The following is a 17,043-nucleotide window of genomic DNA, read 5'->3' as shown; positions in this document are numbered from 1 at the left end:
AGGTTAACTTACCTGCTGCAGATTGCTGTAGAAGCGTATCTGCAACGCCTCATGTTGCAGGGTGAACGGTTGGCATTGCCACTCCAGTTCCAGCAGTTTAAGGTCGCTGCTACTGGTGGATGTCTGACGCTGCTCCAGCGCTTTCTGTAAACGGTCCATCTGGTATTCCATCCGTAGAGTCTGATCCTGTTCAGGAGAGTCCTGCCCCAGCAGTATCTCCAGTCGGATGCAGAGTTGTCGCAGTCCTTTTTCTGTCTGAGCCAGCAGATCCTCAATCTCTATTCTTCCTGAGATTAGCTCCAGCAGTAGTTCAAATCGTGAGTTTATCAGCGGATCAAAGTACTCATCGGCCGGATCACACTGCTCCCAGACCGACTGAATTTCATCCAGCGCCAGCTGATCCAGAGTGCCGTCATCAATCAGACCTTCAAGCTGGTCACAGAGGCTGATGCGACGTAATAGTGCTTCAGAGGCTTTGCTTTCAGTGCTGGACTGTTGTTGCTCAATAGCCGCGGATTGCTGCTTTACTGCCTGTTTATTACGATTCAGGTTTTCAAATACCTGATTGCAGGCCTTACGAAATTCTGGCCACAACTCCCGCTCGATACCGTGGAAGGTATTGCCAGCCTCTTTCCAGCGTCGCTGCAGCTCTTTGATCTCACTGGCGGTCGTCGGTGAGTTTTCGCCGTCAGCCAGTGCCAGTGCCTGTTGCAGAAGTGCCCGCTTGTCGTTTGCAACCTGTTCGCGATGGGCAGATATTTTGCTATCCAGCTGTTTCAGCAGGGCGTTAAAGTCGGTTTGTACCTGGCGACCCGGGGTGCGGTCTACCGGGGCATACTCTTTCCATTCCCGTTTTGCAGTGCGGCTGATCTGCTCTGCGAGAGCCCAGTCCGGTTGCTGCCAGTCGACTTGTTCAAGAAAGCCGTTTAGCTCTGCCACCAGGTTGATACGTTTCTTTAAGTTATCGGTACGTTGCTGTTTTTGTTCGCGGAAGTATCGTTCACAAGGCTCATAGGCTCGATCTGATGCGGTTTTGAAACGCTGCCAGGTTTTATGTGAGTGATGCGGATCATCGCTGTCGAGCTCTTTCCACTGCAGTTGCAGGGCATTGATCCGTTTTGCCAGAGCGGGGATCTCACTGTCACTGCCCGTCAGTGCTTCCATCGCCTCACACAGTTCCTCTTTCTTGGCAGCAAGAGCAAACCCCTGCCAGTTTTGTAACTCAGCCAGTCTCGCCAGTAAGACTTTATGACGCTGCTGAAGATGTTTAGGCGTGCTCCCATTCATCTCGTTTAACTGGGACTCTGCCTGCTGCTCCAGCTGACAGGCGAGTTTGACCTGGCCGGCCTCTATCTGTTGTTCAAGCTGATCAAACAGTTCGGACAGATCATTACTGCAATGCTGTTGCTCGCGTTTAAGCTGATTGAGTCGGCTAATGATGGTTTCACGCTGTTGCAGAACGGACTGATACAGGGACGGGTTTTTGATCTCTGCGGGCCAGTTGAGTTGTTCGCTAAACTGGTCGATCTGCTTCAGGTGGTGCTGTAGCGTAGATTGGGTTGCTTCCTGAAGTAACTCGATATCCACTAGAGTTGTAGCTTTATGGTTAAGTTCTAACCATTGACGGCCAGCCTGTTGATAGCGATTAAAGCGCTTTAATAACGGTTTTAACGAGGCGTTAATGTCACTTTCTGTACTATTTTCCAGTGGCTGTGAATTGTTATTCCAGCACGCTTGTTCTGCATCCAGGTCTGCTTTGCAAAAGTGTTCACCGGCGATCAGCGTAGCGCAGCGATGCAGGGTTTCTTCGAGTGTATGCAGCAGAGCTAAATGTTGTTGCTCCTCGACGTGAGCCTGTTGCTGTTTTTCCTCAATCTGATCACATCTTAATTGTTCCACAGACAGCGTTTGTTGACAGCAGTTAACCAGGCTGTGATAGCGGTCATCCAAAACAGTATCATTTATCTCTTCGAGAGCGCTCCACTGTTGGCTCAGCGCTTCGAGCTTAGCGCCGTATAGAGGGAAGTGATCAGTCCTGCTCAGCTGCTCAAGACTGCAGAGCAGTTCCTCTTTGCGCAGCAGAATCTGTTCCTGTTGCCGGGCCTTTTCCTGCAGTTGCTGCTGTTTGGTGCGAATAATTCTGAAGACCGTTTTATCCCGGCCTTTAATCGCTTTACCTGTCTGCTCCAGTAACTCAGGTAAGTGCAGCTTTTCGGCGGCTGCCTGACGCAGTTGGGTACTGTTAGCGTTTACCGCAATCGAGCTAAGACAGTGTTGATCTGTGATGCGTTGTATCGATTTTTGCTGAATCTCAGCGTTAGTGCTGTTGAGTGCAATATGCGCGAGCATATTTTCATCATGCAGATAGGTGAGATATTCGCTTTGCTGGCTATTGGTATAGGTTGGATCAAGTATGATTTGACAGATTCGTTTGGCCGCGCTGCGACGGATATCCGGATCAAGGTCATGGGTCAGAATATCTGACAATAGCTCCGGCGCTGCAATTTTTTCAACTGCCGCGAGGCGGACCTCTACGCTCTGGTCCTGACGGGCAAGCCGGGCGAGAACTTCAAGATGCTCGGTTTTGCCGGGGCTGAGCCGGTGAACTGCGCGGATTCGCACGGTGGCTTTATTGTGTTTCCAACGGGGTTTGAATAACTTCGCAAACATTACATCGATCCTGCAAGGGCCACTATATATACAACGGTAACTTATGGCCAAGTGGGGTTATTCTACCGGCCTTTGGTATGGCAGGAAAAGCCTTGACAGAAAAGAAAAGAGTCACCTATGGAAGACAAATGATGCCGTTGGCCTGTCTGCCGGGCTTTACAGTGATTTATCGATGGAAAATTTATTTATGCTTTTGGCAGAACCTCTACGTCACCGTCGACATAAACCCAATGGTTATCGTCTTTGCGGAAGGAAGAACGCTCGTGCAGGTCTGAAATTTGTTCATCGGTTTCAAAGCGGGCGATAAACTCTACGACGCCTTCCTCATCATCCGCGAGACCCGCCTCTGTACTGAGAATCTTCAGGCCGGTCCAGGTGGTGACTTTTATCTGTTCTGCAATCAGTGCGGCATCATCCGGATTACGGTGTTCTTTCGCAGTGGTCTCGATAAGATAATCAATCGCTCCCAACACAAATGCGGTGTAGCGTGAGCGCATCAGCGCTTCGGCAGTGGGGGCTGGTTTATGTCCTTCGATAGCCGGTTCACAGCAGAATGAAAATGGCTTATTTGAGCCACAAGGGCAGGTAAGCGTGGTATCTTTGTGATCATGAAGCATAAGGACCCCGACTTAGATAGAATTCAGATATTGATAGGCTATTATAGGGGGCTGAGAAATTAAGCATATTGATCAAAAGCATAACCCTACAGATCTCATTGGTTTTTACGGTTAATGGTTTATAAGCTTAATGATTTACAGGGCTAATGGTTTTAAGGCGAATAGAATGGCTGCATCCTCGAACTCTACTTTTTTCTGGCATGACTACGAAACCTCCGGTGCGGATACCAAACGTGACAGGCCATTGCAGTTTGCCGGTATCAGAACCGATAGTGAACTGAATATCATTGAAGAGCCGGTGATGTTTTATTGCAAGCCTGCTGAAGATCTCCTGCCGCACCCTGAAGCCTGTCTGATTACCGGTATTACGCCGCAGAAGGCACTGAATGAGGGCTATTGTGAGGCTGAGTTTATCGCGCTGGTGCATGAGCAGCTCGCCAGACCCGGCACCTGTGGTGTGGGTTACAACAGTATCCGTTTTGATGATGAGATTACCCGTTATAGTCTGTATCGGAACTTTTATGATCCTTATGGCCGGGAGTATCAAAATGGTTGTTCACGCTGGGATATCATCGATATGCTGCGGCTTACCCGGGCGCTGCGGCCTGAGGGTATTGAATGGCCGGTGTATGAAGATGGTCGGCCGAGCATGCGTCTGGAAGATCTGACCAAAGCCAATGGGATCGACCACGGGAATGCCCATGATGCACTCGCTGATGTCTATGCCACTATTGCTATGGCGAAGCTGGTTAAAGAGCGCCAGCCAAAACTGTATCAGTATGCCCTGAATAACCGTGATAAACGCACGATTCAGGGAATGCTGGATGTAATGACGATGAAACCCGTTTTGCATATCTCCTCTATGTATCCGTCAGAGTGGGGCAATGCGGCGGTAGTTGCACCCCTGGCGATTCACCCGGTCAATAAAAACGCGGTGATTGCATTTGATCTGCGCTGTGATCCCACAGCGCTGCTGGAGCTGCCCGCGGATGAGGTGCGCCGGTTGATCTATACCCGGTCTGAAGATCTGGCTGAGGGCGAGCAGCGCATGCCGTTGAAGCAGATCCATATTAATAAATCACCAGTGATCGCCCCTGCAGGTATGCTAACCGCGGTGGAAGCTGAGCGTCTTAACATATCCGGTGACATTTGCCGCACCCATCTGGCAATGTTGCGTAACAACCCTGACCTTAAGCGTAAACTTGCTGACGTATTTGCGGATTCAGGTTTTGAAGATGATTTTGACCCTGATCACATGCTTTATAGTGGCGGTTTTTTCGGTGATGCCGATAAGAAGAGTATGGAGCTGATCAGAGCAACTCCGCCAGAGGAGCTGGGAGGTCTTGATCTGGCGTTTCAGGATGGCCGTCTGGAGGAGATGTTTCTGCGCTATCGGGCGAGGAACTATCCGTTCAGTCTGAATGAGGAGGAGCGGGGGCAGTGGGAAGAGTTTCGCCACCGACGTCTGCTGGGGCCGGACAACAGCGGCCATCTGACGATGACAGAACTGTTTAGTAAGTTAAACGAGTTATATCAGCAGCCGGATCTTACCGCGTCTCATAAGGGGATTCTTGAAGAGCTGGCTCTCTATGCTGAAGCGATCTATCCAATGGATGAGGTTTATTAATGAGAATGTCTGTTAGCACGATGACTTTAGGACTGATAGCGCTGGCTGTCAGTCTTTCTGTTATGGCTGACAGAAAAGAAGATCTGGTCAATCCGATCTCCTATAGAGTGGTGAAACCTGACGGCTATATTGACTCTCCGGTTGACCCGGAAACGATTTATGACAATAAACGCCGTGGCTTTGTTGATAGCGAGCCGATGCCAGTGATTGAGCCCTATATTATTCCTGAAAGGCAATTGCCGCCGCCGACAGTCGTGCCTTACAGTGACCCTGAACCGGTAGAACAGGTCGTAAGCGCAGAGAAAAAAGCGCCGCCACTACAAGGGGAAGATAAAGTCTTTGCCCAGATCGCCCGGGATCAGCTGGAGATTGAGTGTACCCTGGACAACACGCTAGATAAGTGTGAAGGAGTTGAGATTCAGGCACCGAAGCCTGCCGAGAATAAACCCCGCTCGCGCAGGGTTATCGATCGACAGATTCAGACCTCAGGGACAAATTGATCCGCTTTTTTCAGTCTGGCAATCTCAGTATCACTCATCCGTTCCAGCTCTTTCTTATCAACCCCTGACCGGTGTTGTTCGCCGAAGGAACGAACGGTCAGGCGCCGCTGAGGCAACAGATTAAAACCTTGACGCAGATCGTCAAGTGTCAGGTTTCTAATGGACTCTGTCAGTTGCTCACGGCTATCAAAGTTAAGGTCGCCGCGATCGATCTCCTGCCAGTAACGTTCGGTAAGCTCTCCCATGCGATTTTCTTTCTGATTGATTCTTGAAATGACGCTACTCTTGAACGCTTCCAGTTCTGTCTCATCCATCTCATTCAGTGAACTCTTCATTTTGTCGATGAAGATATCAATCTGTTGTTCTAGTCCGATCGGATTGGTATTCGGGGATTGAACCACAAACGCAAGCCCCGGTGCATTGCGCATCGATAGTGAGGTTGCGAAGACCACGTAACCCAGCTGCTGCTCGGTGCGCAGGCTACTATAAAATGGTGCAGAGATGATCTCACTCAGCAAAGCGTATTCAGCCCGGTTGATGGTGTTGCTGCTGTCGCCCTGAAAGTAGACACTGATCGCGGAGTCATTGTGATCTATATTCAGGGTCTGGGTCAGTCCCGCTCCTTTGGGTAACCTGATCACTGGCATGACATTATTGTTGGCAGTTTGTAGTTGTGAAGGCAGACCTGACTGGACCGTTTGTGCCATCATTAATGCATCATCTCGGGTCAGATTTCCGTGGGCCAGCATCCGCACTTCGATCTTCTCCAGCATTTGTGGAATAAAGTTTTGCAGCTTATCGAGCGTGATTGCGTCTAACGCAGCGAGTTTTTTATCATCACTCCAGCTTTGCAGTAACAGGTTGTAAACTTCACCGATGGTCTGATTAAAGGGTTTATCTTGACGACTGTTTTCCAGCTCCTGACTATATTTCTCTTTAATTCTGGAGAAACTGCTGTCACTGAACTGAGCCTTTGTCATGCTGCTGATAATCTGATTAAGCAGGCTTAGCTGTTTATCATCATAACCGGAAATGCGCACACTCAGACCTCGCATATGTGGATAGATACGGGTGCTAAGGCCTGCAAGAGAAGCGTCGTAGAGTGTCTCATTCAGCTGATCGGCCACCAGTTTTGTGAACAGTGCTGTCATGACTGCATTTTCGGCGGTCAGATTTGCCTGTTCAGAGATAACCGAGAAGAAGAAGTCCGCTTTGGGCAATTTGAAGGATTGGTCCTGTTTATGCCAGAGAGTATAGGCTCCCTGTTGCAGAATAGGTTCAGGCCGCTGTTGTTCATCGCCGGCAGGTTTTATCTCAAGTTGATCTGCAACATAGGGGTTAAGCTGACGCACTTTGAGATCCCCGTCGGCGGCAGGGCGGGCCCATTGTTCCAGACGGGAGCTGCTAATCGGCGTAATACTGTATTCAGCGTTAAACCAGGGATCTTGCTGGTCGGTTGCAACTGTTTTGGCCTGCAGGGTAACCAGCAGGTTTTCAGGTGTCATCTGCGAGAGGATGTTTTCAATCAGTTGTGGCTCGAACTTTTCCAGCAGATAGTCAGCGTTGACCACTGATTCTGCAGGATAAAGTTGAAGGTTGTGAGACAGACGCGCCACTTCATGAATCGGCTCGGACTGCTCTTTGAAACGGAAGCTTATATCGCTGATCTTCTGTTCTTCCTGATACAGCGCTGCGGAGATCCCTTTCTGTTTTAATAACTGAATCGCCGCAAAAGTTGTTTCGATTACCCGGTCGTAATGTTTCAGCCCCTCATCGGTCAGCGATATGGATAACTCAATCGAGGACTGATCGGGGAGGTCAGTGCCCTTGTAGGCGGCGAGACCGTTAGCCCAGCCTTTTGCTTTCAAAACCGAAAACAGACTGCCTTTGCCTTCATACCCTAACATTGAGGCAATAAAGTGGGCCGGTTTTTCCCGATAGTATTCCCGGGTAGACTGAATTGGAAAGGTCAGAGTGAGTTGTTGCAGATCTTTCAGGGTCTTTATGTTTTGCTGTACTGGCAGATTTTTATATAGTGGGACTGCGGTCAAAAAAGGAGTCGACTGACGGTTTTTTACAGCTGAGAATTTTTCTTCTACAAGGCGTTTCAGCTCAGGCAGTGGCTCTCTGCCCAGCACGACCAGAGACATAAGGTTGGCAGAATAATAGCGTTTATAAAAGGCGATCAGATCTTCTCTTAGTTTGCCATCCTTGTTGGACAGTGTTGCCAGGTTGCCTACCGCAAACTGACTCATACTGTGATCAGGATTTATCACATGTTTACCCGCCGAATATCCCCGGCGACCGTCATCGCGCAGTTTTGACTGGTATTCTGAGTTGACAGCATGGCGCTCGCGATCAACATACTTTTCGGTAAACAGCGGGTCTATAAAGAACCGTGAAAAACGATCCAGCGCTGGCTCCAGCTGATCCGCTTTGATATCGAAGAAGTAGTTAGTGTTTTCGAACGCAGTAAAGGCGTTGTGATTACCACCGTTGTTACTGATGAACTCCTGATAAGCACCCGCTTCAGGGTACTTTTCGGTTCCGAGAAACAGCATGTGTTCAAGAAAGTGGGCCAATCCTAAACGCGCTTTGGGGTTAGCATTTGAACCCACATTAATATCCATGGAGGCAGCGGCTTTATCTGCTGTAGGATCTGAAATAACAAGCACTTTCAGCTGGTTTGGGAGGGTGAATGCAAGGTAATCACGATTGTCTGTCGGGCTTTTCTCAACCGCGGCAGAAAGCCCGCTGCTGATGAACAGAAGTAGCAAAAAAAGTGACAGAAAGCGGGTCTTGGTATTCAGGGGGTAGCGCATTCACTCGGGCCTCAGGATGTTAAAACTCTTTTTAAAATATGAAATCTAACGCTGTATCTACCGTTAGCTAATCTCTTGCACTCATGATAAATGCTGTTGGGTAACGGATAATCGGATTCTGCTAAACGCTTGACACATTAATGCAGCTGCTATCTCTTCTGCATACGTTTTTTTTGCTTTTTCAGAGCAATCCAGGTCTTTGACCGAGAGTTTCTCCGTAGGTTCGATTGTTTCTATATTATCGCCGGATGCTTTACAATCAGTTGCAGTAAGCTTTTGTAGTTATAACTATTTTTTACCCTCTGAGATGGATTCTATGAATCGAGAAAAGGTGATTTACGCTTTTTTTATTGTGCTTGCCCTAACCATGAATTTTGGTTTTTTCATTGGCGATATTGATGATCCTGCACACCATAATGTGTATGAGTTCTTTGGCGCAGTTGTCGTCAGCATGATCTGTACAGTGCTCAAGTTTGGCGACCGGACCCACCTGGGTGCGCTAATGATGGCAACCAGTCTGGTGGCAGATCTGCAGCTGGTTATTGCTGCAATGATATGGGGCTATGGAACGCAGATATCACCGAACGGTGTAACCCCCGAGATGTTCAGTAGTGTTATATCGATGTCCGGTGGTGCTCTGCTGGCCAATATAGTCTCGGTGATATTGCTGATGGTCGAGACGATTGTCGTGCGTCGCTAAGAGCGCTTCGCTATGAACGATATATTTTATGTGATGCTGCGGCGTCTGCGGCATCCGTTGATAACGCTGATCACTATCTATTCGCTGGCGACTCTGGGGTTTGTCATGATCCCGGGGCAGGATGATCAGGGCAATGTCTGGCATATGGACTTTTTCCATGCGATCTACTTCGTCAGTTTTATGGGCTCGACGATTGGGTTTGGTGAAATTCCCTATGCCTTTACCTCAGCTCAGCGAGCCTGGACGCTGGTCTCGATATACGCCACGGTGATTGCCTGGTTGTACAGTATTGGTTCGTTGCTGGCACTGTTTCAGGAACCCATATTCGGGCGAATGTTACGGCGTCGGGCATTTATTAAAGAGGTAAAGAACTTCAACGAGCCGTTCTATCTGATCTGTGGGTACGGCATCACCGGTAGTGTCATTATCAAAAAGCTCTGCGACCGGGGTATCCGTTCGGTGGTGATCGATATCAATCAGGAACGCATCGATGAGCTGGAAGTTGATGATTTAGTACTGCGGGTGCCCGGACTGTGTGCCGATGCCGCATTGCCCGAGATGCTCGATGATGCAGGGTTGCAACACCCCAACTGTATCGGCGTTTTGGCACTGACCAACGACGATAACGTTAATCTGTCTATCTCTATTGCCAGTAAGCTGCTGGCTCCGAACAGGCTTGTGGTGAGCCGGACTGAGTCAGAGGTTAATGCCCGTAATCTGGCCTCTTTTGGTACCGACTATATTGTTGATCCGTTTAAAGATTACGCTGAATATCTATCTCTGGCGGCGCATGCGCCCTATACCCATCTGGTATATGACTGGCTGGTCAACCCCTTCCACCGGCCCCTTTCAAGTGCTTATAAAAAAACCAGCGGCCGCTGGGTTATTTGCGGCCTGGGGCGGTTTGGCAAGGCGCTTTATCGGGAATTTGCCAAACATGATGTGGAAATGATCCTGTTGGATGATGATCCCGGGCAGCTGAAAGGTTATAGCAACACTGTGATTGGTCTGGGCACAGAAGCGGAGACGCTCGAGATCGCCGGTGTTCGGGAAGCGGTGGGTATTGTTGCAGGCACGGATAACGATGCAGATAACCTGTCGATTATTATGACGGCTAAAGAGTTAAATCCAAAACTGGTGACTGTGGTGCGTCAGAATCTCAGCACCAATATGCTGGTGTATAAGAATTCTAAGGCTGACTTCATTATGGAGCCAGGCAAGATTATCGCTAACCGGATTCTGGCGAAACTTAAAACCCCATTACTGCCGGTATTTATTGAACAGATGCAGTTGCAGGATGATGTCTGGTCTCATACCCTGCTTAACCGGATGAGTAGTATCGTCTCTGATAAAGAGTTGGATAGCTGGTCGATTACCGTGAGTCCGGCCACAACGCCTGCGATCATCGCGATATCGGCGAAAGGGGTTGAAGTTAAACTGAGTAACCTGATGAAAGACCCGCGTTATCGTAAGGACCAGTTACCCTGTTTTCCACTGATGTTCCGGCGTAACGGCGATCTTAAACTGTTACCGGGTGAGCTGACGGTGCTGCAAGAGGGCGATGAGATACTCTTTTGCGGTCTGGCGGAAGCCAGTAATCAGATGAGCTGGAGTATCAATAATTACAATATTCTTTACTACCTTCAGACCGGCGAAGAACCAAGCCATAATCTGTTGGCTAAACTGTTGAAGCGAATCTAGATGCCATATTTCCTGCTAACCCTGACTGTACTGTTCTGGGCGGGTAACTTTGTTACTGCCCGGGGTATCCATGCTGACTTTCCTCCGCTGACTATGTCGTTTATGCGCTGGGGCCTGGCGCTACTGATTATCCTGCCATTTATATTGCCACGTATTTTGCGCAAGTGGCCGCTGATTCGACAGCATCTGCCGGTGTTAACACTGTTGTCAGTGTTGAGCGTGGTCTGTTTTAACTCCTTTATTTATCTCGGTGTGCAAACGACCCAGGCAACTAATGCTACGCTGATGCAATCCGCGGTACCGATTATTATTCTGGTGTTTACCTCACTTTTTCTCGGAGAAACCGTGGTTCGTCGGCAGTGGCTTGGGGTGTTTGTTTCGCTCGCGGGTGTGTTGATGCTGGTGGCAAAAGGTGACCCTGAAATATTAATGACTCTGTCATTTAACACTGGTGATCTGTGGATTCTAGCCGCAGTGCTTAGCTGGTCTGCCTATTCGGTAATGCTGCGACTGAAACCTGCTGAGCTGGATGGATTTACTTTTTTCGGAGTGACGGTGGTGATCGGAGTGGTGGTGTTGTTTCCATTTATGCTATGGGAGTATCTTGCCGGAGCACGTCCTCAATGGAGCCCGCAGACGTTGTCAGCGATTATTTATATGGCGATCTGTCCGTCGATTCTCTCCTATATATTCTGGAACCGGGGAGTTGCAGAGCTGGGGCCGGCTAAGGCGGGATTGTTTATCTATCTGATGCCACTGTTCGGCTTGATTCTCGCGGTTATCTTCCTCAATGAGACCGTGGAACCTTTCCATTTTATTGGGATGGGGCTAATATTCAGCGGCATCTATCTGGCGATCATTGCTGGTCGCAACCATAACGATAAAAAGGCATCAGCTTAATTATTTTTAACCCCGAATGTCTTATTACAGTAAAGGAGTTTCTATGCGTACCCTGTTGGTCTCATTGTTTACACTGATTATCGGTTTCGGTCTGGTAGTGCCTGATGCCGAAGCCAAACGTTTAGGCGGTGGCTTCAGTTTTGGTAAATCCTATTCAACACCCAAGAAAGTTCAGCCAGCCGCACCGACTCAACAAAAAGCAACACCGACAGGTAGCAACACTAACGCTGCAGGTCAGCCCCGTCGTAGTGGCTTTGGCGGTTTAATGGGTGGTCTTCTGGCGGGCGGATTGCTGGGCGCATTGTTCTTTGGCGGTGCCTTCGATGGCATCCAGTTTATGGACATCCTGTTAATTGGTCTGTTGATCTTCGCCGCAGTGAAAATTTTCTCCGCGATGAAAGGAAGCGCTCAGCCTCAATATGCCGGACATCAGCGGTCGCAACCTGAAACGGCTCAAAATCAGAACCGTCAGCAGGCAGAAACATCGGATTATCAGGATATTTCACCGGCAACCGGAGCCGGTTTTAACTTTGGCTCAGAGTCTTTGCAGTTGCCTGAGTGGTTTAATGAGCAGGCATTTGTTGAGGGCGCAAAGGGGCATTTCAGCCACCTGCAGAATGCCTGGGACAAGAGTGACTGGGATGATATTGCAACCTACACATCTGCAGAGGTGCTCGACGCTCTGAAACAGGAACGGGCAAAGCAGCCGGCTGATCAGACAACTGAAGTCGTTTCAGTGATGGCAGAGTTGGCTAATTTTATCGACAACGATGATCATGTTATCGCCTCAATCAATTTCTACGGCTGGCTGAAAGAGGATAGTGATCAGACCACCGAGTTCAGTGAGATCTGGCATCTGCGTCGGGAGATGAACGGCTCTGACGCTAACTGGGTTATTGTGGGTATTCAGCAACCCTGATTTAGTCTTCGATTATCTTCGTTCTACAGACATAAAAAACGCTGCAAATATGGCAGCGTTTTTTTATGGCTAAAAGGCGCGCTTCGATTGGGGAAAAATCAGCCTTCCTTGCGGGTAAACACCCAGGTATCACCTTTTGACAGGCTGTCATCATACTGATAACCGGCCAGATCAAAACTCTTTAGCTGTTCAGCATCGGTGATCTGGTTTTTGATCGCGTAGCGGCACATCAGGCCGCGCGCCTTTTTGGCAAAGAAGCTGATGATCTTATACTGACCATTTTTCCAGTCTTTGAACACCGGGGTGATAATGCGGGCGTTCAGCTCTTTTGGCTTAACGGATTTGAAATACTCATTGGATGCCAGGTTAACCAGCACCGGCTCATCTGCCTCTGCCAGGGTTGTATTAAGATCATTAGTGACCAGACTACCCCAGAATGCATAAAGATCCTTACCCTGGCCATTAGGCAGCTTGGTGCCCATCTCCAGTCGGTAGGGTTGCATCAGGTCGAGAGGTTTCAGAACACCATACAGGCCGGACAGAATACGCAGATGTTGTTGAGTGAACTCAAGTTCCGCCTCATTGAAATCGCCTGCGTTGAGCCCACTGTACACATCACCATTAAAGGCCAGGACTGCCTGCTTGGCATTGTCAGCGGTGAACGGCTGAGACCAGCTCTCATAGCGGGCGACATTGAGGGCAGAGAGCTTGTCGCTGAGCTTCATCAGTTCAGCAATATCCTGAACCGAGTAATCCCGTAGCTGTTGAATCAGCTGTTCGGCATGATCCAGATGCTGCGGCTGTGTATAACGCTCGGTGGTGGCCGGCGTATCGTAATCGAGGTTTTTCGCGGGGGAGATAACCAATAGCATAGTGTTTGCGTGTCGTATTATGATAATGCTCTGATCCTAAACTAAAAAGGCCAGCTCTGGAAAGGGCTGGCCTGATTAGTTATCTCAATAACCGTGATAGTCAGGAGTGAAGACGAGTATTCAGCTCATCCACCACGTCACTCCAGTCTGAATCGGCCTCAAGACACTCCTTGATAAAGTTTGCCTGGCTATCGTTCCAGAAGGTTGCATCAGACAGCTTAACTTGCTGGCTGAAGAGGGTGTGGGTGCGGATAAACTGATCGATATATGAATCATCGCCGGGCATGCCCAGCTGCTCAAACAGAGTGTTCATCGTGTGTGTTGATCTGTCCATCGCTGCCTCCATATAAAATAATCTGTGCATTCAGTCTTGGTCAGAATGACCGCTTTGTCAAAGAGGTGACAGCGAATCGAAGACTCAGATAAAGTCTGAATCGATCTTGTTTACTCGTTAATGCCCGGTTGACTGCCTGGCGAACTGTCCTGTTGAATATCCTGTTGCAGGTTCTGCTGTTTTCTCTGTTGGATTATGCGTTTCTGTTTTTCGTCCAGCTTGATATAGATCGCCAGTGCGCCGAAGGTACCCATAGCCACCAGAACCGAGATGATGAAAGGGTTTGAGCTTTCGTTGCCTACCGCGCGGGTATACATTGCCGAGATCAGCATACCGCCAACAAAGCAGAGTGCTGTCATAATCAGGTTGGTGACGATGGTACCCGCCTTAAGATCAGGTGCGCGGCGTAGCATGATAACCAGTGTTATCAGCAGTGAGCCCAGAACAATAAATGAAGGGATAAGCGATGACATAGTGATTCCTTACATAAGAGATGGCTATTTGTACCACCGATCACTGTCTGAAAAAACCCTCACGGTCATTTCAGCTGTGATTACGCAGGCCAGCGAGCCAATTTTCTTGTATTATAGAGCGCAATTTTCGTTAGCTTTCAGTAAAAAGATAATCAGATGACCAAGCAGACCGTTCTGACCGGTATTACGACCACCGGTACCCCACATATTGGTAACTATCTGGGCGCTATTAAGCCCGCGATTGAAGCAAGTCTCAACAGTAATAATAACAGTTACTTCTTTCTTGCTGATTTTCACGCCCTGATTAAGTGTCATGACCCTGACCGCGTGGCCCGCTCAACCCGTGAAATTGCCGCAACCTGGCTGGCACTGGGGCTGGATACCGATAAGGCAACCTTCTACCGCCAGACCGATATTCCTGAGATCACTGAACTGACCTGGATTCTCACCTGCATGACCTCTAAAGGTCTGATGAACCGTTCTCACGCCTATAAAGCTTCTGTCGATGCGAACCGTGAAGCGGGCCGCCAGGATGATGATGACGTCACCATGGGATTGTTCAGTTATCCGATACTGATGGCCGCTGATATTCTGATGTTTAATGCAGATATTATCCCCGTGGGTAAAGACCAGATTCAGCATATTGAGATGGCGCGTGATATTGCTGGTCGGTTTAATCACACCTACGGCACCCTGTTTAACCTGCCGGAAGCGCAGGTGGATGAGCAGACTCAGCTGATTCCCGGTCTGGATGGCCGGAAGATGTCGAAGAGTTATGACAATACGATTCCGTTGTTCAGCAACAGTGATGACCTGTACAAGCTGATCAAACAGATCAAGACCGATACCCGCGAGCCGGGTGAGCCAAAAGATGCGGACAGTAGTACCATCTTCCAGCTCTACGCCAATTTTGCCACGGCCGCTGAGCAAGCACAGATGCGCGCTAAGTTTGACAATGGGATTGGCTGGGGTGATGCGAAGAAAGAACTATTTGAGTTTCTCGACAGCTATCTGAGTCAGCCCCGCGAAGAGTACAACCGGCTGATGAATGATCTGGGGTTTGTTGAGCAGCAGTTGCTGAAAGGTGCTGAAAAAGCCCGTAATCATGCCGTTCCTTTCCTTGAAGATGTCCGTGTCGCGGTAGGTATTCGACCACTGACCTGGCAGGGCGTTAGTACTGCTCAGGTGGAAGAGAAAAAAGAGAAAGAGCAATCCGCTGAGCAGGTCGCCCGGGCAGAAGAGGGACGTCGCCGTGCCATTCTGATGCAACTGAAACCGCTGCTTGACCGGGTTAACAGTGCCGAAGATCAGTCTGCAGAGGCAAAACTGCTGATCGCTGAGAAAGAGAGCGAAGTTGAGTTACTGAAGAAAAAAGCCAGGCAGAAAGCGCAGAATGAGCTGGACTTTCTGCGTGAAGAGCTTGCCGAACTGCTGGTTTAAGATCATAAACCGCCCCGGCGTTATACATTGCTAAGATTTATCTATTGCTAAGGCTGATATCTTGCTAAGACTTATCTCTTGCTATAAGAGATGTCGGGTTTAATGGATGAAGGAGAGGAACGGATGTTTACCACACTGATATCAGTTGCTGAGCTGGATAGTCTGCTTCAGGGCGATTCTTCCTTAACGGTTGTACTCGACTGCCGTTCCTATCTGACGGCCCCTGAAAAGGGTGAGGCGGTGTATCGCGAAGGGCATATTTCCGGGGCGGGTTATCTGCACCTTGAAGAGGATCTCTCGGCGCCGCTAACGCCTCAGACTGGTCGGCATCCACTGCCTGATTTAACAAAACTCGCTCAGACTTTTCGTTCTCGTGGGGTGAGCAAAGAGACTCAGGTGGTGGTCTATGATGATTGTGGTGCTGCCATGGCTGCACGTGCCTGGTGGTTGTTTCGCTTGCTAGGGCATACGCAGGTGGCGGTGCTGGATGGCGGTTATCCCGCCTGGCTTGCCGCGGGTTTGTCGGTGACCGATCAGCTGCCCTCTCCGCTGCCCGGTAATTTTGTTGCTGAGCCGGAGATGTCGATGATTCTCCTTCTTGAGCAGGTTACCGGGTCTGTATCCGGAGGGATGTTGATCGATGCCCGAACCCCAGAGCGTTTTCGCGGAGAGCAGGAGCCGATCGATCCGGTTGCCGGGCATATTCCCGGTGCCGTTAACCGACCCTTACAACTCAACCTGACAGCAGATGGCACGTTTAAGTCTGCTGAGCTGTTGCGCCAGGAGTGGCTCGACTTTATCGCAGACTATCAGCCACAACAGGTCGCCCATTATTGTGGTTCCGGGGTGACTGCCTGCCATAATCTGCTGGCGATGGAACATGCCGGGCTGCACGGAGCGAAAGTCTACCCGGGGTCGTGGAGCGAGTGGATTCGCGATCCGCAGCGGCCTGTGGCTACTGGCGAATAAGCTCTTAAGAATAAACTCTTAATTCGCACTTTAATAGATAGAATGCTATGGACTATCAGGCAACCCGAAGTTATATGCTTAGTCGACCGGAGGCTTGGGAGGACTTTCCCTTTTATCCCCATATTGCGGTGATGAAAGTGCGCAGCAAGATGTTTGCGACGCTGTCTGTCGACGCCGGTATAGCACGGATGAATCTCAAGTGTGATCCGGTAGAAGCGCAGATGTTGCGGGATATCTTTAGCGCAGTGTTGCCAGGCTACCATATGAACAAACTGCACTGGAACACCATCCTGTTGGATGGCAGTATCCCCAACGGTGAGTTAGAGCGAATGATCGATCGTTCTTATGCTCTGGTAGTTAAAGGGATGGGCCGTAAAGAGCGTCTGCCGTTGGAGCTTCAATATGGCTGTGAGGTGTTATACCGTTAGCTTCGTACAGTCAGCTTCGTACCGACAGGAATAGGTTGATTCCATCAAACCATTTGATAAGCCTTTGGTGA

Annotated in this window: 15 protein-coding genes; 9 read left to right on the top strand and 6 right to left on the bottom strand. The window is 49.4% G+C overall.

Translation table 11 applies throughout. The features are described from left to right. Nucleotides 1-3: 3 nt before the first annotated feature. The gene (locus tag Q0499_RS10870) at nt 4-2,670 is read right to left on the bottom strand and encodes a DUF349 domain-containing protein (RefSeq protein ID WP_299199201.1); all 2,667 of its coding nucleotides are present in this window, start codon (nt 2,668-2,670) and stop codon (nt 4-6) included. A 185-nt stretch (nt 2,671-2,855) separates the two neighbouring features. Next, nucleotides 2,856-3,287, bottom strand: a complete 432-nt coding sequence (locus tag Q0499_RS10865) for a YchJ family protein (RefSeq protein ID WP_299199199.1) — start codon at nt 3,285-3,287, stop codon at nt 2,856-2,858. A gap of 166 nt (nt 3,288-3,453) precedes the next feature. Between Q0499_RS10865 and sbcB the strand changes: the two genes are divergently transcribed. Then, nucleotides 3,454-4,914: an exodeoxyribonuclease I gene (sbcB, locus tag Q0499_RS10860; RefSeq protein WP_299199196.1), complete on the top strand. Its 1,461-nt coding sequence runs from the start codon at nt 3,454-3,456 to the stop codon at nt 4,912-4,914. Beyond that, nucleotides 4,914-5,414, top strand: coding sequence for a hypothetical protein (locus Q0499_RS10855; protein ID WP_299199195.1), 501 nt, complete (start codon nt 4,914-4,916; stop codon nt 5,412-5,414). The genes sbcB and Q0499_RS10855 overlap by 1 nt, the downstream gene beginning before the upstream one ends. Here the strand turns inward: Q0499_RS10855 and Q0499_RS10850 are convergent. Further along, nucleotides 5,393-8,236 (bottom strand): insulinase family protein, encoded by a 2,844-nt coding sequence (locus tag Q0499_RS10850; RefSeq protein WP_299199193.1) that lies wholly within the window; start codon nt 8,234-8,236, stop codon nt 5,393-5,395. The two genes, Q0499_RS10855 and Q0499_RS10850, sit on opposite strands and share 22 nt — an antisense overlap. Before the next feature lie 316 nt (nt 8,237-8,552). Between Q0499_RS10850 and Q0499_RS10845 the strand changes: the two genes are divergently transcribed. The 4 genes from Q0499_RS10845 to Q0499_RS10830 are packed head-to-tail and all read left to right on the top strand — an operon-like array spanning nt 8,553 to nt 12,456. Continuing rightward, a complete protein-coding gene (locus Q0499_RS10845; RefSeq protein ID WP_299199191.1) occupies nt 8,553-8,936 on the top strand; it encodes a DUF6394 family protein in 384 nt (127 codons plus the stop codon). Nucleotides 8,937-8,948: 12 nt separating this feature from the next. Next, nucleotides 8,949-10,637, top strand: a complete 1,689-nt coding sequence (locus Q0499_RS10840) for a potassium channel protein (protein WP_299199189.1) — start codon at nt 8,949-8,951, stop codon at nt 10,635-10,637. Continuing rightward, nucleotides 10,638-11,537, top strand: a complete 900-nt coding sequence (locus Q0499_RS10835; protein ID WP_299199187.1) for a DMT family transporter — start codon at nt 10,638-10,640, stop codon at nt 11,535-11,537. A 43-nt stretch (nt 11,538-11,580) separates the two neighbouring features. Further along, nucleotides 11,581-12,456 carry a TIM44-like domain-containing protein gene (locus tag Q0499_RS10830; RefSeq protein ID WP_299199184.1) on the top strand — a complete coding sequence of 292 codons (876 nt, stop codon included), beginning with the start codon at nt 11,581-11,583 and terminating at the stop codon, nt 12,454-12,456. 98 nt (nt 12,457-12,554) lie between these two features. Here the strand turns inward: Q0499_RS10830 and yaaA are convergent, their stop codons facing one another. The 3 genes from yaaA to Q0499_RS10815 all read right to left on the bottom strand — a co-directional run bounded on the left by yaaA (nt 12,555) and on the right by Q0499_RS10815 (nt 14,135). Continuing rightward, nucleotides 12,555-13,328 (bottom strand): peroxide stress protein YaaA, encoded by a 774-nt coding sequence (gene yaaA, locus Q0499_RS10825; RefSeq protein ID WP_299199182.1) that lies wholly within the window; start codon nt 13,326-13,328, stop codon nt 12,555-12,557. 100 nt (nt 13,329-13,428) lie between these two features. Further along, nucleotides 13,429-13,662 (bottom strand): DUF2789 domain-containing protein, encoded by a 234-nt coding sequence (locus Q0499_RS10820; protein ID WP_299199180.1) that lies wholly within the window; start codon nt 13,660-13,662, stop codon nt 13,429-13,431. 110 nt (nt 13,663-13,772) lie between these two features. After that, a complete protein-coding gene (locus Q0499_RS10815) occupies nt 13,773-14,135 on the bottom strand; it encodes a hypothetical protein (protein ID WP_299199178.1) in 363 nt (120 codons plus the stop codon). A 156-nt stretch (nt 14,136-14,291) separates the two neighbouring features. Here Q0499_RS10815 and Q0499_RS10810 point away from each other — a divergent pair, with 156 nt between their 5' ends. From Q0499_RS10810 to Q0499_RS10800, 3 genes are all read left to right on the top strand, one after another. Then, nucleotides 14,292-15,575 (top strand): tryptophan--tRNA ligase, encoded by a 1,284-nt coding sequence (locus tag Q0499_RS10810; RefSeq protein WP_299199176.1) that lies wholly within the window; start codon nt 14,292-14,294, stop codon nt 15,573-15,575. 102 nt (nt 15,576-15,677) lie between these two features. After that, nucleotides 15,678-16,544 carry a sulfurtransferase gene (locus Q0499_RS10805; protein WP_299199174.1) on the top strand — a complete coding sequence of 289 codons (867 nt, stop codon included), beginning with the start codon at nt 15,678-15,680 and terminating at the stop codon, nt 16,542-16,544. A gap of 47 nt (nt 16,545-16,591) precedes the next feature. Then, entirely contained in the window at nt 16,592-16,972 is a 381-nt protein-coding gene (locus Q0499_RS10800; RefSeq protein ID WP_299199171.1) for an MmcQ/YjbR family DNA-binding protein, read from the top strand. The last annotated feature ends 71 nt before the right edge of the window (nt 16,973-17,043 follow it).

Origin of the sequence: uncultured Amphritea sp., assembly GCF_937127095.1 — a bacterium.
Lineage (GTDB): Bacteria > Pseudomonadota > Gammaproteobacteria > Pseudomonadales > Balneatricaceae > Amphritea.
This window is presented reverse-complemented; position numbering and strand designations above follow the sequence as displayed.